This is a genomic window from Flavobacterium sp., assembly GCF_044368625.1.
Lineage (GTDB): Bacteria > Bacteroidota > Bacteroidia > Flavobacteriales > Flavobacteriaceae > Flavobacterium.
The window spans coordinates 1-17,843 of record NZ_JBIPPD010000370.1 but is presented as its reverse complement, the minus strand read 5'-3'; the positions used below and the strand labels follow the sequence as shown (position 1 = coordinate 17,843).

22 protein-coding genes are annotated in these 17,843 nt (G+C 53.3%); 19 read left to right on the top strand and 3 right to left on the bottom strand.

All coding sequences use genetic code 11. The features are described from left to right. Positions 1 to 844: 844 nt before the first annotated feature. The 5 genes from ACIQ2X_RS16825 to ACIQ2X_RS16805 all read left to right on the top strand — a co-directional run bounded on the left by ACIQ2X_RS16825 (position 845) and on the right by ACIQ2X_RS16805 (position 2,610). Entirely contained in the window at positions 845 to 1,108 is a 264-nt protein-coding gene (locus ACIQ2X_RS16825; protein ID WP_396180174.1) for a hypothetical protein, read from the top strand. Next, on the top strand, positions 1,102 to 1,533 hold the full coding sequence (locus ACIQ2X_RS16820) for a hypothetical protein (RefSeq protein WP_396180173.1): 432 nt from the start codon (positions 1,102 to 1,104) through the stop codon (positions 1,531 to 1,533). Before ACIQ2X_RS16825 ends, ACIQ2X_RS16820 begins: the two co-directional genes overlap by 7 nt. 95 nt (positions 1,534 to 1,628) lie before the next feature. After that, positions 1,629 to 1,898 carry a hypothetical protein gene (locus tag ACIQ2X_RS16815; RefSeq protein WP_396180172.1) on the top strand — a complete coding sequence of 90 codons (270 nt, stop codon included), beginning with the start codon at positions 1,629 to 1,631 and terminating at the stop codon, positions 1,896 to 1,898. Further along, positions 1,895 to 2,275, top strand: coding sequence for a hypothetical protein (locus tag ACIQ2X_RS16810; protein WP_396180171.1), 381 nt, complete (start codon positions 1,895 to 1,897; stop codon positions 2,273 to 2,275). The genes ACIQ2X_RS16815 and ACIQ2X_RS16810 overlap by 4 nt, the downstream gene beginning before the upstream one ends. Further along, entirely contained in the window at positions 2,272 to 2,610 is a 339-nt protein-coding gene (locus ACIQ2X_RS16805) for a hypothetical protein (RefSeq protein WP_396180170.1), read from the top strand. The genes ACIQ2X_RS16810 and ACIQ2X_RS16805 overlap by 4 nt, the downstream gene beginning before the upstream one ends. Here ACIQ2X_RS16805 and ACIQ2X_RS16800 read toward each other — a convergent pair. From ACIQ2X_RS16800 to ACIQ2X_RS16790, 3 genes are all read right to left on the bottom strand, one after another. Continuing rightward, entirely contained in the window at positions 2,598 to 2,861 is a 264-nt protein-coding gene (locus ACIQ2X_RS16800; RefSeq protein WP_396180169.1) for a hypothetical protein, read from the bottom strand. The genes ACIQ2X_RS16805 and ACIQ2X_RS16800 overlap by 13 nt on opposite strands. A gap of 29 nt (positions 2,862 to 2,890) precedes the next feature. Beyond that, entirely contained in the window at positions 2,891 to 3,076 is a 186-nt protein-coding gene (locus ACIQ2X_RS16795) for a hypothetical protein (protein WP_396180168.1), read from the bottom strand. A gap of 381 nt (positions 3,077 to 3,457) precedes the next feature. After that, entirely contained in the window at positions 3,458 to 3,850 is a 393-nt protein-coding gene (locus ACIQ2X_RS16790; RefSeq protein WP_396180167.1) for a hypothetical protein, read from the bottom strand. A 288-nt stretch (positions 3,851 to 4,138) separates the two neighbouring features. Between ACIQ2X_RS16790 and ACIQ2X_RS16785 the strand changes: the two genes are divergently transcribed. From ACIQ2X_RS16785 to ACIQ2X_RS16720, 14 genes are all read left to right on the top strand, one after another. After that, positions 4,139 to 4,594, top strand: a complete 456-nt coding sequence (locus ACIQ2X_RS16785; protein WP_396180166.1) for a hypothetical protein — start codon at positions 4,139 to 4,141, stop codon at positions 4,592 to 4,594. Between the two features lie 2 nt (positions 4,595 to 4,596). Beyond that, positions 4,597 to 4,986, top strand: a complete 390-nt coding sequence (locus tag ACIQ2X_RS16780) for a hypothetical protein (RefSeq protein ID WP_396180165.1) — start codon at positions 4,597 to 4,599, stop codon at positions 4,984 to 4,986. Positions 4,987 to 4,996: 10 nt separating this feature from the next. Further along, positions 4,997 to 5,494: a hypothetical protein gene (locus tag ACIQ2X_RS16775; protein ID WP_396180164.1), complete on the top strand. Its 498-nt coding sequence runs from the start codon at positions 4,997 to 4,999 to the stop codon at positions 5,492 to 5,494. 3 nt (positions 5,495 to 5,497) lie between these two features. Further along, positions 5,498 to 6,109, top strand: a complete 612-nt coding sequence (locus tag ACIQ2X_RS16770; RefSeq protein ID WP_396180162.1) for a DUF6246 family protein — start codon at positions 5,498 to 5,500, stop codon at positions 6,107 to 6,109. Between the two features lie 3 nt (positions 6,110 to 6,112). After that, a complete protein-coding gene (locus tag ACIQ2X_RS16765) occupies positions 6,113 to 7,960 on the top strand; it encodes a hypothetical protein (RefSeq protein ID WP_396180161.1) in 1,848 nt (615 codons plus the stop codon). Next, on the top strand, positions 7,960 to 8,523 hold the full coding sequence (locus ACIQ2X_RS16760) for a hypothetical protein (RefSeq protein WP_396180160.1): 564 nt from the start codon (positions 7,960 to 7,962) through the stop codon (positions 8,521 to 8,523). The genes ACIQ2X_RS16765 and ACIQ2X_RS16760 overlap by 1 nt, the downstream gene beginning before the upstream one ends. After that, positions 8,520 to 9,065: a hypothetical protein gene (locus ACIQ2X_RS16755; RefSeq protein WP_396180158.1), complete on the top strand. Its 546-nt coding sequence runs from the start codon at positions 8,520 to 8,522 to the stop codon at positions 9,063 to 9,065. Before ACIQ2X_RS16760 ends, ACIQ2X_RS16755 begins: the two co-directional genes overlap by 4 nt. After that, entirely contained in the window at positions 9,065 to 13,291 is a 4,227-nt protein-coding gene (locus ACIQ2X_RS16750) for a phage tail protein (RefSeq protein WP_396180157.1), read from the top strand. The genes ACIQ2X_RS16755 and ACIQ2X_RS16750 overlap by 1 nt, the downstream gene beginning before the upstream one ends. Positions 13,292 to 13,294: 3 nt before the next feature. Next, the gene (locus ACIQ2X_RS16745; RefSeq protein WP_396180156.1) at positions 13,295 to 15,298 is read left to right on the top strand and encodes a hypothetical protein; all 2,004 of its coding nucleotides are present in this window, start codon (positions 13,295 to 13,297) and stop codon (positions 15,296 to 15,298) included. Continuing rightward, positions 15,295 to 16,119 carry a hypothetical protein gene (locus tag ACIQ2X_RS16740; RefSeq protein ID WP_396180155.1) on the top strand — a complete coding sequence of 275 codons (825 nt, stop codon included), beginning with the start codon at positions 15,295 to 15,297 and terminating at the stop codon, positions 16,117 to 16,119. Before ACIQ2X_RS16745 ends, ACIQ2X_RS16740 begins: the two co-directional genes overlap by 4 nt. Continuing rightward, complete coding sequence (locus tag ACIQ2X_RS16735; protein ID WP_396180154.1) at positions 16,109 to 16,333, top strand: hypothetical protein; 225 nt, start codon at positions 16,109 to 16,111, stop codon at positions 16,331 to 16,333. The genes ACIQ2X_RS16740 and ACIQ2X_RS16735 overlap by 11 nt, the downstream gene beginning before the upstream one ends. After that, positions 16,326 to 16,790, top strand: a complete 465-nt coding sequence (locus tag ACIQ2X_RS16730; protein ID WP_396180153.1) for a lysozyme — start codon at positions 16,326 to 16,328, stop codon at positions 16,788 to 16,790. The genes ACIQ2X_RS16735 and ACIQ2X_RS16730 overlap by 8 nt, the downstream gene beginning before the upstream one ends. Next, on the top strand, positions 16,787 to 17,266 hold the full coding sequence (locus ACIQ2X_RS16725; protein ID WP_396180152.1) for a DUF2514 family protein: 480 nt from the start codon (positions 16,787 to 16,789) through the stop codon (positions 17,264 to 17,266). The genes ACIQ2X_RS16730 and ACIQ2X_RS16725 overlap by 4 nt, the downstream gene beginning before the upstream one ends. Further along, on the top strand, positions 17,266 to 17,843 hold a 578-nt coding region (locus tag ACIQ2X_RS16720; protein WP_396180150.1), incomplete at its 3' end, for a hypothetical protein. The genes ACIQ2X_RS16725 and ACIQ2X_RS16720, both read left to right, overlap by 1 nt.

Below are 17,843 nucleotides of genomic sequence, written 5' to 3'. Positions count from 1 at the left end.
AGGATTAATAAAATAATTTCTGCCGAATAGCTTTACATGGTGAGTGTTTGCGGTTATTGTTTAATCGCATAACAGTGGTTGGCAAGTGTGCGTAGGCTTTTAGTTTGTCGCACATCTGAATCCTATATTGCCCGTATAGGTTTCATGAAGTTAGAAGCAGCCCCAATCGTTCCATCGTGCGGGGCTTTTTAATCAGTTTATTGGTTATGTGTTTGAAGGCTATCATGTGCCTCGTGGTAGTGCGGAACAGGGTTGGGCAACCTAGTGTGGTTCAAAGCCACGCCAAACACATAAACCAATGAGCTGAATACACTGCGGCTACACCGTCAGCCAAAGAGAGTGGCGGCAGGACAGTTGGAGGTCGTTATGCACTTTACGCTGTAATGGCGGCTTATCGCGGCAGAGATGCCGCCCAGTTTATTGGTAAGGCATTCTGTTTGTAATCCTGTCAGGCTACATTCCAAGAGTGTAGGTGCAAATGCGAATGCCTTACCAATGAGCTGAATGCGCAGGCTGATGCGCTGGGTCGCATATCCACCTTGGGAGGGCCGCTGCGCCGTAAGGCGTTGGAGCGTCCAGTCGGGTTGCGGGTAAACCTACCGACGAAGCCGGAGTTCAGTGCCGGCCAGCTCAGATAATTTCGCGCGGCGAGACTGACAGGATGTTGCAGCCGGTTGTCGCGGTTTAGTTCGTTATCACATCGAAGCAGCAGTTTTAGCTTGCAGTCCTCCCGTGCAGCTGTAGCGGACTGACCGACTGGCAAATGTGTAGCCAAGGTTGAAAGTCCTTCATACCGGATTTGCCCGCCGGGGCGCTCAGGGCCAAATTAATAAACGGAGATTGTATGAACCACTTACACAACATCGTCATTATCGCTCTTGGTATCATCCTGGGCTTCGGATATGCCACAGATAAGATCTTCATTATTTCCCGTGACTGGAGCGCTGAAAAGTCGCTAAACTGGGATTATGTGCTGCCGGTCATCGTTTATCTGGTAGTGCTTCTGATCGTCAAATCGTTTCAATATTTAATCAGAGAAGAGGGGAAGCAGAATGGCGCAAGCTCAACAACCACCGAAACAGCCAGCAAAGCCGGCAAAAAATGTTAACAAGCCTAATAAGCGTTGAAGCATTTCAGGTTCTGAAAACTGCCGCACTAGTTGCGGCTTTTTTCATTAATCGGCAGGCGCTGATAGTGTTGGCGTTTACCTTGATTGGCGAATGGCTTTTTGCTGCATTCAGCCATAACCCAGTTCTGTACTACTGCCTTGCAGCAGCTCTATATTCCACCAACGCCGCAATAAATATCAGGCTTTTATCAAATATCCGTAATGCACTGATCTGCATTGCCTGCCTTAATTGGTTGTCGGCGCTCGATTTTATTTTAACTGAAACTGAAACGATTTTTTACCTGTGCTATCCTTGGCTTATCAACGGATTAGATGTTTTTATCCTGTATTGCCTCATTTGGAAAGGAGGGCGGCAGAGTGTCGGAATTGTTCGCCCTTGGAATCGCCGGCTGGCTAATCTATAATCGCTGGCAACGCATTAAACAAATCAGAGCCGATAACCGTGAGAGAGAGCGTAAAGCACTTAATTCAGAGCGTAACAACTGACACCGGGGCGTACATGCAAACGATCCAGCACAAGGTGCTGACGTATGCTGGCGGGACAAGTGCAATTTACCAGCTCCGCGATACGCTTCACGCTAATTTGCCATCATGGATAGTCGACCCGGTTTACTTCATTTTCGACATTCTCGCCGCATTTCCTTGGATGGATTTTCTATCTGCAATAGCCGTTCTACTTTTGATAGTCGAGCGGTTTTTTATTGCCGTTGGCAAATATATGGACTGGAAAGAGCGCCGCCGCGCAGCTAAAGAGGATCCGCAGGAATGAGCGCACTTATTAACGTCAACGACGTAAACGATTTCTACAATTCCGGCAAATCTGACAACGTGGTGCAGTCGGTGATTAATGCCATTGACGCGGCTGATGCGTGCCTAGCCGGCTCTGGAGCCACAGAAGACCAGCAAAAGCTGGTTAAGATTTACGCCTGCTGCCACCAGCTCACATTGATGAACGGCGGGCAGGTAACGTCTGAGCGTTCAATGACTGGCGATTCTGTTTCCTACGCAGCTCCGGCAGCGGCTAAAGGCCTGGATTGTACGCAGTGGGGCATGATGCTTAAATCGATGCCGGGCGCGTCGTGCATCGAGGCGATTTTTAACGTGTCTGATATTCAGGTTTTCTCAGTTGGTCGGCGGTACTCATGAGCTTTGCCGCATCCCGCTTCCGCAAATCGCGCTGCATCATCTGGACAGCAACGCCATCATCAGACGGATACGGCGACACATACAGCGTTTCGCACGATGCAGCATGCCAGTTCATCACTGACGGAAAATTGCAGCGGGATAATGCCGGTCAGGAGTTTATGCCATCTGGCGTGTTCAGCCTTGGTGTTCATCCGAAGGTTGGCGATTACATCAAGCTGATTGCTGCTGATGCGTCAGTGCCATCATCACTACCTGTCGATGCAATGCAGGTCAGGAAAGTTGTAGCCGGTACCACATTGCGCGGCCCGGCCGATTATCTGGCCTATACTGGCTGATCAATGTTTTTAGCAAGCTCCATTTCGTACCTCATCTTATGAAGCTCAACAAGTAAGCATTTATCAGCTCCAATAATAGATTGCTGCATTTGGAAAATATTTAGGTGTCTTGCCAATCTGGAATGCTCGCCGCCTGATTTTCGCCATTCAAAAGCAATTACAATTTCAGTTTTGTTGTAACTGACTAATGCCGTAGCGTCATCAAACGGACAGAACTTCAGCAGTTCTTTTAAATCAACTTTTAATTCCATAAGTTCACCGAATCACTTAACTGATAAGTTTACTCAACATTTAGCCGCTTATCGCCGTCGCAATAAACCACCGTCAAAAACTCCGGTATCGCATTCTGACGCTGCAGCTCATGAACCACATCAGCAGTGGCAATCAGGCGCTTTGGCAGCGCCGTGGTGCTGTTGCGGGCCTGCCATTCAGATATTGCAGCCAGAAGGTGTTTTTGTGTTTGCATCAGTCAGCCCACCGCATTGACACCTTGCCATTTACGCAACTGACAATCACCGGTCGTTTGTTGCTGCTCACTACTGCCACAGCGCGAGACTGCTTCGACTTGCTGCGCATTATGGTCTTTGGCCAGCTGCCAAGCAGCTCAGCCACTGATAATCCGTTATGGTTTTTCATTTAATCACCAGGCAAGAATTGAACAAGCGCATAAACCGCGATACCGGAAACTGCGCATCCTAAAAGCAGCCATGCGATGATTGTCATTTCTTCACCACAATAACTGATGCGCGACCTATTAACGCAAGATCCATGAAAGCAGGCAGCACGTACAGCCAGCCTGTAAAATTTGCACCAATAAAGTGTTCTGCAATTGCACAAACGAAAGTAATCACCCTGCACCGCCTTGCTGGATGCGCTCGGCGTAGATGATCAGATCATCGACTGCGATAACCTTATCCGCAATATTGCCGCGATTTACAGGGAAAGCCATGTAGTGATTGCAGAACTTAATGGCGGACTTAACAGCCTTAGCCCGCACCTGCGCGAGACAGGCAGGTGGTGTGTCGAGCAAAAGTTCCTTGCCTTTTATCTCCAATAACGAGACTTTGTTCGCTGAGTTGCATTCGGCAAATTTGGCAATGTGCGATTTAAGCACCGCAACCTGCGCGGTCAGTGCCAGATAATCAGCCTTAGCCACGACCTTGCCGTCGATCATCATCGCGTCGGCGGCTTGAATCTGCCCGAGCTGCGCCGGCGTATCTCCAATAACTAATTCCTTCATAACTTCTCCGACTCCAAAAATTTAACTTCTGACCTGGCATAGAAATTACCGAACGCGTCCGTATAGCCATGCTGCCACTCTTTCACGCAGATAATCTTGCCCGTTTTATTCACTCTGACTTTGACGACTGTCATAAGCCACCGATTAAATATAATTTGCCATAGCTCACAATGTAAAGCACGAATCAGAATAAATCAAGGCGAATTGCACAAGTTTGCCACAGGCCAGAAACGGCGCTAAACTAGCCAATAATTTGACGCCGAACAGTCAATAAATTGGCGGTGCAAAGTGGCAAAAAACAAGGTCAAAGGCGTTAACGAGCTGAAGAAAAACATTCAGACGCTAGTCGGCGACAAAGTGCCAAAAGCGGCTGAGCGCGGCTTGTATGTCGGCCTAACGCTGATTGAGAATCGCAGCCTTGAATATGTACCGCTGGATACCGGGGCTTTGCTGAATAGTCGATTCAAAGAGATTAAGCAGCAGGAAGGCTTGACGATTGGGCGAATCGGTTTCGTTGCCGCTTACGCGCTGCCTCTGCACTCGCCGAAGCCTGGCGGAAAGATGGATGGTTGGAAGCCGCAAACGCCAGAGGATAGAGCTATGCGAATGAGCGCGGCCAACTACCCGACGAGCGGCATGTCTGGCGGTTACAATCCAAGCGCCAGGCAAGATTGGCTGAACATCGGATTAGAAGAGGCATGGCCAGAAGTGCAGCGCGCAATTAAAGAGGAATTCAGCCGGTGACAATGACAGCCGACACAATACGCCAGCACATACTGACCGGATCCGGCATCACTGGTTATTCTGGCGCGCCGTACCGCGACGATGCAGCATTTCCGTTCAGCGACCTGACGAAAAAAATACTGCTCACTATGGGCGACGGCGGCCAAGCTGACCAGTACGTCAGCCAAGACGGCTGTAAAATTCTATTGTTTACCAAAGGCAATCCATCCGCAGCAGATATTAAGCAGTGCCGTGACGATTGCGAGACAGTCCGGCAGTTTCTGATTGCTGAGTACAAAACAGGTTCAGCTTTCGGCATTCAGCTGATCGCAGGCGTAGGCGGTCCGTACTTTGACAGCCAAAACAACAGAAAGGCGTACAGCCTTGATATTCGTATTTTATCCAATACTTAAGAGGTGAATCATGGGCGCATTTCTGGGCCGCGATTGTTCAATTGAAATTTTAGTGGGTAAAGACACCCGCGCAAAAGTGAATGGCGTTATCCCTAAACCGGTTTCGCCTGATGACGATTATGTGTTGCTAGGCGGCACTAAAGGTCTGGAGAAAAACGGCAGCTGGGACACTACAGATGTCACTAACCGCAGTTCTGAAGGTAACGTGCGCGAAACGCTGGTAACTTACCTATCAGTTGACGGCAGCACAGACGGCGTTTACCTGCCTGAAACGTCGTACAACATCGTCGCAACTGAAACGTATTTCTACGCGCCAACATCTGGCCAGCCTTACGCATGGATCAAAGTGACACGCCCAGGCCCAACCGCCGGCGCTACTGTTACCGAAGAAATGTACGTGTTGCTGACTGAGTTTAGCTTTTCTGCGCCTGACGATGACAAAGCGACATTTACAATGTCATGGACTGGCCAGCAAGCGCCAATCGTTACAGCAGTTGCGGCGCCGTAACCAATGGCGAACACCGCAATCGGTGAAATTGGCGTACACGTTGACGGGCAAAGCTACACGCTGCGCCCGTCGCTATATAACCTGCAGCAAATTGGCACGCCTGAAGATATTGCAGAAACTGTGCAGCTGGTTATCTCTGCAAAATGCAGAATGCTGGAAGGTCTGCCACCGGTAATGCACGAGCTTTATGCTTGCGAAAAGGTGATCTGCTGCTGCTCAGATAAAGAGTTTCCGGCCGGCATTTTCGGTAAGCCAGAGGTGCAGCAGCTGCCGAGCGGACTGTCTGAAACCGTCTGGATTGATGGCGCTGAAACATTCGAAGCAATGGTAGGCATTGCACAAGCATTGATGATTTCAGGTATTGCCGGCGAGCCAGATGCCGACCGGGTGAAACACCGCAGCAGCAAAAGCCAGAAGCCGTTTGATCCGCTTGAATATGTCGGCGTCATTGTGGCGCACTTAGGGCTTGGATTAACTGACGCATGGCAGATGACCATGATCGAATTTCAGCGCGCTTTTGATGCGAAATTTCCACTGTCAGAGAAAGAAAAAAACCGCATGAGCCAAGACGAGGCCCGCGAATTATTGGTGCGATTGGGCAAACTGCCGGGGTGATAAATGGCTGATAAAGTCGGATCAGTGTACATAGAAGCCAGCGTCGACACCGCAGGCGTAATTCAGGCCGGCAAGGCAATCGGCGTTACTGCTGACAAAATGGAAAAAGACTTGGCAGGAGTAGGTACAGCATCTGCCGGAGTTAATACCAATATGACGAAAACCGCATCAGCAGTTCAGGCTGCTAGCGGATCAATGAATTCCATGCGCGGCGTTGCCGGCAACCTGGGTTTTCAATTACAGGACGTTGCAGTGCAGGCTCAGGCCGGTACAAGCGCGTTTGTCATTCTAGGACAGCAAGGTTCGCAGCTTGCCGGCGCATTTGGCCCAGGCGGCGCGGTGCTGGGCGCCGTTATTGCTATCGCCTCAGCGATTGGCGGAGTGCTTTACACCAGCCTGAAAAATGCATCTGGCGCCATGAAAGAGCTGCCAGAGGAAATGCAGAAGCAGCTGGAAGAAATCAAAAAACGCTACTCAGAAATAGACGAGGCCAGCCAGGCTGCGTTTACTCAGGCTGAATTAGGCAAGCTCAACACGCAATACGAAAAGCAGCTGAAAGTAGTTACCGATTTGCGCAGCGCAGTATCGACTTATTCTGCTGAGGCTGCCAAAGGAAGTCAGGGCGCAGCTGTGGCTGCTGGCCAATATGCGGCGCGTCTAAAGCTGGCTGAAGCAGAGCTAAGAAATATCGGCAATCTGCAAGCACGAGTTGGACAGGAACTTGCCGGCGCTAACGTAACCGGAAAACTCGAAGATGGCCTGAAAGATTCAACAAACGCCACAGAGCAGCTGGTAGCACAACTGCAAGCCGCAGTGCTGAAAATCACTGATGGAGAGCTGGCCGCCAGAAAATATGCCGCAGCGCAAACGCTGGGTCTGAAAGCAGGCGAACGGCTGCCGCAGCAGATTGAAGATCTGATTGTTAAGCACTTCCAGCTGGAAGAAGCGCTGAAACTGAATAACGAGCAGAGAAAAGCCGCGCTTGAATTGCAGCGAGAATCACGCGCAGAGCTTGACAGAGAACTGCAGGCAGAGCTGGCCGCAATCGATGCGAAAAACAAAGCTCAAGCCAATGTCAGCGGCATTATATCTGGCGGAGACGGAAGCCCGGCCGCAAAAGCTGCGGCGGAAGCTGAGGCAAAAATAGCGGTACTGCAGCGTGACACGGCATTGCAGCTAATCACTGCAGAGCAGGCAGCAGAGGCTATTATAGCTGTCGAAGACCAGAAGCAGGCTGAGCTTACCCGGATAGCAAATGAAGGGGCGGAGAAGCGGCGGCAATTTGCGCAACAGTCGACGCAATCAACGCTTGGTGCTTTCGGCGACCTGTTTGGTAATCTGGCCGACGTCGCCAAAGAAGGCGGCGAGAAAACATTTAAACAGTACAAAATGCTGGCATCGGCGCAGGCAGCAATCAGCGCGGCGCTGGCCATCACAAACGTATTGGCTAACCCGCTGATCCCTTATCCGCTCAATGTCGGCTTAGCTGCATCTGTGGGCGCTTTGGCTGCGGTTCAGATTGCGAAAATTCAGGGCCAGCAATACAGCGCAGGCAGTGGCAAACTTTACGGCGGCCCGGTACAGGCTGGCGGCATGTACCCGGTAACGGAAGACGGCCGGCCGGAAATTCTGAAGCAAGGCAACCGGCAATACCTGCTACCTGGGTCCCGCGGCGGCGAAGTAGTCAGCAACCGCGATATGCAGCAGGCAGGCGGCAGCAGTATTGTGATCAACTACAATCCAACAATTTACGCGCAGGAAGCCGACTTTGAGGCGATAATGGCAGGACAGCCAGAGGCTGTATTAAACGCCGTTCGGATCGGCCTGGCTTCTGAAGGGAGAACGCTTTAATGGCTCAGTTTCCATATGCCGACATTATCGTTGACGGGCTGACAGTGACTGATAATGTCAGCCTGATCAGCTCTGACACTCGCAGCAAGCAGTTTCTGACGCGGCGCACACTTGGCCAGCGTTATGAAATTGAAATTACCTGCCGGGTGCTGCCTGATAAATTCCGCGCCGCAAACGCCTACATTACCAGTCTGCGAGGCGGGGCCACTGTGACGCAAATCACACTGCCTTTTTACGGCGAATCGCCAGTAACAGACAAAAGCACAGCGGCAAGCGCTGCTATCGGACTGAGAGCGGTAACGCTGGCATCTGTTACCGGCATAGAGCCGGGGTTATACATGCAGTTTGCCGGTCACACGAAATTGTACTGCGTCACGTCTTTGTCCGGTAACGTAGTCAATTTTGAGCCAAACTTAATCCGGGTGGTGGCATCTGGTGAGACTGTGAAATTTAACGACGTACAAGTGCACTGCAAACTTGGCGCGCCTAACAACGGCTTTGGCAGCACTGGAAACCGGATCCCGGTAACGCGCAATCTGAAATTCATTGAGGTGATCGGTTGAAGAATTACAGCCCGGAAATACTCGCAGCGATCCGTGAAGGTGCCCGCACTGAGCTGGTAGAAATGCAACTGGCTGCCGGTACCGTGCGACTCACCACGGCAAACCACGACATTGTTTTTGGTGGTCAAACATTTCTTGCCGGCGGTAATTTTCTCGGAACTGGCACGGTAAAGCAGGAGCAGGAACTGCGCGTTAATACCTGCACATTCCAGATCTCACTTGTTGACCAGTCTATTCTGGCGCTATTCCAGGCCAACAACCCGATCGGCAGAAAAGTCATTTTGCGGCATGTTCTCTGCGATGATAACGACCAAGTGATCGGCGCACTGCTTACAACTACCATGCGAATTGACACATACGCGGTTGATGACGACGACGTGACAGCAGGGATCGGCGTGCAGCTGTCAAACTATATGAGCCAGTTTGACGCCGTGCGCGGCATCCGGACAACTCAGGCCAGTTATCAGCGTTTCTATCCAAGCAGCACGAGCTTTATTAACTCAAAATCAGCAGGCGACGATCTGCGCTGGGGCGGTAAATAATGGGTTTCCTGAAAAAGTTAGCTGGCGGCGTTATTGGCGGTTTAGTCGGTTCATTCTTTGGCGGATGGATCGCCATCGCAATCGGGGCGCTTTCAGGCCTGCTGATTGGTAAGCTGAAAAAGTGGCTTACGCCTGACATGCCGGATAAGCAGGCCATGCTGATCCAGCGCATTGGCTCAGACTACCCGATCCCAATTGTCTACGGTACTCGCAAGGTCGGCGCAATCATCGTTGACCGGGCTGTCAGTAACGAGCCTGGCGGTTTAGAAAACGAGGTTTACCATGTGTTCTGCGTATTCTGTCAAGGAGAAATCGACAGCTACGTAGAGTTCTTTTTCAACGGTGTGAGTTGGAATGACCCGCGCTGGACCAAGGATGGATTGCGCTATTACAACTACCAACTGGCTACCGGTACGCCTGAGCAAAACCCGCTGACTTCAGGCACAGTGTTTAATCGCTGGAGTGCAACTGAAAGTCATTACCGCGGCCTGGCCACTGCAATATTTTCTTTCCGGCAGGATAAAGACGGCACAATTTGGAACGGCGAGCCGCAGATCACGGTAATAATCAAGGGCAAAAAGTGTCTGGATCCGCGCAATAGCGCTACAGGCTACACTGAAAATCCGGCGCTGCATCTTTACGACTATCTGCGGTCGACAGTTTACGGCCTCGGCATGACTGATGCTGACATCGATCTGGCGTCAATCATCGCCGTTGCCAACATCTGCGACACTAACGAAACCGCCACAGTTGACACGCAAATTTGCCAAACGGTTGACGGCGTTTATACCTGCACCGGTGGGCCTGCTGAGGTTGTGAACTTCAAACGGTTCACGCATAACAACATCATCGACACCGGGCGCACGCTGTTTGATAACGTGTCTGAGATCGCCAACGCATACCGGGGGTTTTTCCCGGACTCAGACGGCCGGCTTAAAATTGGCACTGAGATTGAAGGCAATCCGGTTTACAGCTTTAACGCCGACAACATCGTCAGTTCAATTACCAGCACCTTGCCAGGCATTAAAGACCGGTTTAACCGCGTCGTGGTACGTTTCCCGAACGTCGAAAACAAATACGAGATGGACGAATGCTTTTACCCTGCCACTGATGATCCTCTGTACGCGCAGTGGCTGGCAGAAGATAACGGGCTGAATCTCGAGAAGGTGATCACGGCTGAATACACAGTGTATAAAGCCGAAGCGCTGCAGCTTGCTGAGGTGGCAGTAAAAGCCAGTCGCAATGCTGAGTCTGTGCAGTTTACTGCCACGCCTGAAGCGTTGCAGCTTGATGTCGGAGACATCATTGATATCACCGAAGAAAACCGCGGATGGATTAATAAAGAGTTTCGTGTGGCTGCCACAGAGTACCGCGAAGACTATCTGATCAATATCACCGCGATACAGCACGACGACGCGATATACCCGTGGTCTGATCTGGAATACTCTGAGATTATCGGCGGCACCAATCTGGGAGACCCGGCCAACATTCCGGCGCCAACCGGTCTTACCATCACGCCAGACCCAACGCTGGCAACCCGCGGCACTCTAACCTGGAGCTATCCGGATAATGCCTTTGTGCGTCGGTTCCTTGTCGTACTGCTCACCGGCACCACTGAACTGGAGCGCTCAGAAACGGTCGGCCAGTCCTACGTGATCCCGCAGCTCGATACGGGTTCATACAGCATCCAAGTGCGCGCAATCAGCACGATCGGCTTCCCATCAGAGGCCGCCACAATCTCTTTCACGCTGGCGCTACCGGTGCCACCGAGCAGCATCAGCACGATTGTCGGAAACTTCGACATCACGGCGATCCCGGTGCTGGCTGGCATCGGGCTTGGAACCACATTCGAGTTCGCTATAGGATCAACATCGCAGATTGTCGGGCGCGGCGCTTCAATGGTATTTGCGGGGCTGTCACCGGCCACCGAGTACACGATATATGCGCGGACGATTAACGCGCTGGGCACTTCATCATGGGCCAGCACTATCGCAACCACGACAGCAGATGGCACCGACATCATCGACCTGATCGGCGAGGACATCGCGGGCCAGATATTGCCGGGCGTCGTGGAGCAAGTGCAGGGCGACTTGCAAGACATTGTGGACGCATCGCTGGTCGATTACCCGACGACTATCGAAGTAAATCAGCTGATCACAGACCGGATCGACGAGGTAAATGACTCAGTTGGCGAAGATCCGCGAGTGTCTATTCTGGATATACTTGCAAATACAATGAGCAACTTTGAAACCGGCGTTGACCTAAGCACTGAGACAAAGCAGCGCAAGACAGAAACCGCAGAGCTGAGCGCGGCTATAGGCGTGAACACCGCAAGCATCGTCACCACAAATCAGGTTGTGGCAGACCTAACCAGCGCCACCGCTACCAGCATCAACACGCTGACAACAGCCGTAGGAGCCAATACTTCTAGCATCACCAATTTGCAGCAGACAGTTGCGGATCTTGATAGCGCGGTGTCTGCCGACATCACAGAGCTGCAGTCACAGGTTAACGACAACGCTGCGGGCATTATCATCATAAACCAGACCGTTGCGGACCTCGATAGCGCCACGGCAACCAGCATTTCAGTGCTAACCGCCGCTGTTGATGATAACGAGGCCGCGATCACGACCGTTAGCACGGCATTGGCTACAGAGACCAGCACGCGCGCCAGCCAAGTATCGACGCTGACCGCTGCGGTTGGCGACAACGAGGCGGCGATCACAAACGTTAGTGATGCCCTTGCCACCGAAACATCTACACGCGCCAGTCAGATATTGCAGCTGCAAGCAGACGACACGGCAATTATCGGGCAGATTAACGAAGTGGCCAGCGATGTATCCGGCAACAGCACGGCGATCAGCGCTTTGCAGGGTACAGTAAAGAATCCGACTACAGGCGTGGCGGCTACCTATACGCTGGCCAACACTGCTAAGACAACGGCGGATGGTGCGGCCACCGCAGCAAGCAGCGTGCAGGGCCAAGTAAATAATCCGTCTACCGGCCTTGCCGCCACCTATTCAATCGCAAGCGCAGCTCAGTCGACTGCGGAGGATGCGTTGTCCTCGGCAACGTCAATCACTAACACGGTCAACAACCCAACGACCGGCCTCGCCGCCACTGCTACGATTGCAAACGGGGCGCAGTCAACGGCAAACGGCGCACTAACTGCGGTTAACGGTTTGAAAACGGCAATCGCGGGTCCGGGCAACGAAGCCAGCGCCGCGGTGATACTCGAGACTGTCTTCGACCCGGCGCAGGGGTTCGCGTTCGGTCGGGCATTCTTGGGCGTTAGTAGCACGACGGCAGGCGTTACGCGGGTCACCGGGATCGTGGCAGACGGCGCGACCAATACGCTGGAATTTCGGGCGGATACTTTACGCCTAAGCGACACTGGCGGAACTGTGCAATTGTACTGGGACACGGGGCGCAACAAGTGGATCTACACCGGCGACATTGTGGCGGCCACATTCCAAACCGCAACAAGCGGCTACCGTGCGGAGATGTCGGGCAGCGGGCCTTTCCCATTCTGGTACGGCACCGGAACGAAAAACGCAACGAACGGCTTGTTCTATGTCGACGCCGCCGGCAACGTGGTGATGCGTGACGCCACAATGAACGATTGCACTATGGTGAACGCTGGCATACAGGGCCGGTTAGTAACGGACAGTGGCAGCGGCGTGCGGACAGAGATCTACGACGACGGCACGTATCTGGTGTGGATCGGTAGCGGGTCAAAGACCGACTTAAACGGCCTATTTTGGATTAAGCGCAACGGCACCGGGTTTATTAAAGGCGACTTTTTCAGTGGGCAGATCATTGAGACCAAATCGGGCAGCAGTAACACGACGACCGGTCAGCTGCTTGCCAGTGCATTGGGCCATGATAGCGCCGGCAAGCCAATACAAGTCACTTGCAGCGGTTCTGCGCGCGGACGCACAACTGGCGGCGATTACAGCAGCGTTATACTTTACGCAACGGGGACAGTGTACCGGTGGGGCAACGTTATTGCAGAGTTTACTGTGGCCGCTGCTGGTATTTACGACGCTGAGCTAAATCGGACAGAATGGTTTCTGAACTTCCCGGCCAACGTGTCAGAGACACCCGGCGCGGGGATTCAAAACTATCAGTACGAAGGCACTTTTGAATTTAGCGGAAGCGTGCCGAATTTCACTTACATTCAGCGAAATGCTAGTATCAGAACATTCGAGAACAAACTGGAGTAACCTGTGGCACTAAATCCCGTCAACCCTATTGAAAGCGCCAGCGCAACCGCCACAAATGGTAGCCCGACTATATCCGTAACTGGCAATGTCGACTGTTCTTTTATCGTGCCGGGCTTTGTGCTGCAGTTGGGCACGCGACGCATTGTTACGGCAATCAGCGGCACCGCTCCGGTTAGCGGAACCAGCACCATCACGCTGGCGGCAAACTGGGACCAGCCAACCACAACGGACAAGCTGATCGGCTGGAATAGCTACGAGTCGCTTCCAAATATCGTCAACCGCATCCAGAATGCACTTGCCAACCAGACCGCGATCGGCGAGCTGACGACAAATGGCCTGGTAGAGCGAACCGGTGCAAACGCATTCAGCACAGTGGCGGTAACAACATTCGGCAAATCGCTGATAAACGCAGCAGACGCAGCAGCGGCGCGCACCGCATTGAGCGCTCAGGCATCGGACGCGACCTTAGCCGCCCTCGCGGGGGTAACTACCGCTGCGAACAAAATTATCTATTTCACCGGCGCTGATGTGGCGGCTTCTGCGGATCTGACGGCATATGGCCGGACCCTGATCGCCACAGCTGACGCCGCGGCAGCGCGAACTGCGCTAAGCGCACAGGCTGCAGACGCCACGCTGACAGCACTAGCGGGCGTTACCACTGCGGCAAACAAGATCATTTATTTTACCGGTTTGGATGCGGCGGCAGCTGCTGACCTGTCAGCCTTTGGGCGTTCTGTGATCGCGGGCGCTGATGCTGCTGCGGTAAATGCCTTGCTCGGCGTTCAATCAAAAGCAACAACGGATCTGGTCGCCCAACTTTTCCAACGCGCAACGCTGGATCTGAACTTTGCGACAAACCGACACAACGTATATGGCGCATTCGGCCCCGAGTTAACCGCGCTGACAACAGCCATTACCACGGCGCGCAACAGTACGGCCACATATCAAATGCCGACAATTGTAGGCAGCGCCGCAATCAACACGCCGCGCATCACTTATGATGCTGCGACGGGCAATGCGCTTGGTTTGCTTTGCGAGGAACAGCGTACAAATTTGCTGCTGCAGTCCAATGGGTTTGATAACGCTTCGTGGATTAAACAAGCGGGCGCAACTATAGCACCAAACACGACAACCGCACCTGATGGGACTTTGACTGCCGACACACTAACAACGAACAATGGTGTCAGCTTAAATCAATCGGCAACGGCCACGGTTGGCGCTACTTACTGCCAATCTGTATATATTAAAGCTGGAACCATAACTCGCCTTATGGTCCGTGATGATACTGGCGCGGGTAGGCATATTGTTGTTAATCCGGCCACGGGCGCCGTAACGTCAACGTACGGAGCACTTGTCGGTCACGGCGTAGAAGCGCAACAAAACGGATGGCTTAGAGTTTGGTTATCGTATGTCGCAGATACGGCAGTCGTGCGCATGAATATACGGTCAGATGCGGAGAATGCAGCGACTGTTGTTTTATGGGGCGCGCAGCTAGAATCCGGTCCTGCGCCGACAAGCTACATACCAACAACCTCGGCGCAAGTAACGCGCCTTGCTGCGTTCACGACTATCGCAAACTTAGCAGAACTCGCCAGCACCCTGACTGAGTACACGATAATAATTCAGGGTAAATGGATTGATGACACGGTCGCTTTTGGCTTTGGTAATACTTTCGACAACTGTATTTACTTCGCGGGTAAGCAGTTTAACTTGCGATCTTCCGGTTCCGCAGCTCCGGTACTGAGCCTTCCTCACACAACCGACACGCCGGTAAAAATAGCAGTGCGCGTTAAGTCCGGCGATTTTGCTGCGGCGGTTAACGGGGCTATTTCGGGTACTAGTAGCTCCGCAATTGCATTGCCGGCCGGCATGGTCAGGGCTACAATCGGCAGCGCACCTTGGGAGGGTTCCGCCACACTGGCTAACTCGGCTAACGGTACTGTTTCGAGGATCACTTTCATCCCGCGCGGCCTAACAAACGCAGAACTGCAGGCGATCACAGCATGATTAAATTAATCGCGTTACTCATTCCGTTTTGTGTGGCAGCAGCGCCACCGTCGGCAATCACTATCAGTAATGGACAACTAACCGTCAAAACATGCACGCACGACGCCGGCGCGGTGTGCAGCGTAACTCTTCGAGGCGTTGAGTATGTAGACGACTACGACCACGGCAGGCAGCTGCAGAGCGCCAGTTCGTTCAGTGGGCTGGGCGAGGCGTTCAACCCGACCGAGGCAGGCTCAGAGCTTGACGGCGTGAACCCGTCGCGGTCAACTAGCCGGCTGATCGCATCTTGGCGCACCACTGACACGCTGGCAACTTATTCGCAGATGGCATTTTGGCGTCCAGTTAGCGGCGCATATATCAGCCAGCACACACTGAACAAGCGTGTTACTGTGCTGGCAGACAACAAGATTGAATACTCAGTGCAGTTCAATGCGCCGGCTAACGAATCGCACAGCTCCGCGACCTTCGAGGTGCTGACCGGCTACATGCCTGAGAATTTCTCAGTATTCTGGACTTACAACCCGGTCACGCAGTCGATTGGCGCGTTATCAGATGGTCCTGGCGAGCAGTCGCTGCCGGTTATTTTTACAACGCCAGACGGGCAGCACGCTATGGGCGCTTGGTCGCCAGAATTGCCGCAAGCCGCTTGGCCGACCGCAGGGTATGGGCGATGGAGGTTCACGCCGGAAAGAGTGGTAAAGTGGAACACGGTTTACCGGTACGCAAACCCGTCCGGCTCGTATCACTTCAGGGTATATATCTTTGTCGGCACCTTTGGCGAGGTAGTCGAATCAATGCGGAGCGCAACGAATGGACATTAAAGAACTCGGCACGCTGTATGAAAATGAATTGGCGCTTCCCGGCTGGCACGTTGACAGCCTGCAGCCGATTGAAGGCGCTGACAGCTACTTGGTAACGCCTGCCAGCCCGTCGCACGGGTTCGCCGGCGTTCCTGACTTGGAGGTCTACCGGTACCGCTTCGACAGTCAAGAGCAATTCCGCGCGCTCGTTCCGGTGGAGGTTGAACATGGCTAAAGGTAAGTTGATCGCACTGGTAGGCGCGGCGGCCGCCACAGCCTTAGGCGCATTCGTGCCAGAATTCGAGGGCATGGTACTGCGCGGCTATAAAGACCCGGTCGGCATTGTGACAGCCTGCGCCGGGCATACGCTAACCGCCCAGCTCGGCCGGCCGTACACTAAAGAGGAATGCGACTCACTGCTGGAATACGATCTGGCTGCGCATGCTGAGGGCGTCATGCGGTGCGTAAAAACAGAAATGACAACCGGCCAGAAAGCAGCTTTCGTTTCTTTCGCGTATAATGTCGGCATCCGAAAGTTTTGCGAGTCGACTATGGCAAAGAAACTAAACGCGGGGGACGCGCCAGGCGCATGCAAAGAACTTAGCCGCTGGACCACTGCGGGCGGCAAGCAACTTATGGGGCTGGTGCGGCGTCGGGCTGCGGAGCGCGCACTTTGCGAGTCCACAACATGATCAGCCTGCGCGCAAAGCTGATTGCGCTGGTATTCTACGGGTGCGCCGGGATTGCGATTGGCGCTTATGCGGTCGATTCAAAATGGCAGTCCGACTGGGACAGCCACATGCTGGCAGATGCCCACGCACAAGTAGCCGCTGCTGAATCCGCAGCGCGCGATCAGGCCAAGATACTAACCGAACTGGAGCAATCACATGCTGAATCTGAAAAGCGGCGGGATGCGCTTGCCGCTGCTGAGCGTCATAGCGCTGAGCTGTCTGGCCGGCTGCACGACGCCATCGAAGCCCGCAAACGTCTGTTACAAGCCGGTAATACCGGCGCTGTCGCCGCACGCGCAAATGCCGCCACAGACGCCTTGGTGCTCGCCGAGCTGTTCGGACGCGCTGAGCAAAGAGCAACAAATCTGGCTGGATATGCTGACAAGCACAGAGCCGCGCTAATGGCGTGCCGTGCAGAATATGAGGCGGTGCGTTAATGGCTGATGTAATTAAGACGATCGGAGCGTCTGGGTCTGGCGCTGATTTCACCAGTTACCAGACTTGGTTTGCCGCCCGCACAGGCGGCGCCGGCGATCGCTATATCGGCGAGATTATCACCACAACAGGCGGGCTTAGTACCGGCCTGGCTACGTCAGGCAACTACGCAATGGAGCTGGTGATCCGCGCAGCAGCGGGCCTCGAGTTCGACCCGGCCGACCCAACCGCGCCGCACGCAATTATATCAGCTGGTGGTGGGATCAATATTCCAAGCACCGGCTCGGCTAAGCTCACGATTGAAAATATCGAAGTGCGCGGCACCAGCACCAGCCCGACAACATCATTGATCAACACCGGCAGCGCGGTATCAAACCAGACAATACGCGGGTGCTGGCTACGCGGCGGTCGGCATGGCTGCCAAAATGCCGTATCAGGCGGCACGGTACTGATTGAAAATACGGTTGTTGAGGGTGCGTATCGGGCGGGCATTCAAGCGGCTTTTGCAGGTGTGACAGCACGCAACGTGGTGATCGCTGGGTGTAACATTGAAGCCGGCACCACTGCGTCATATTGCGG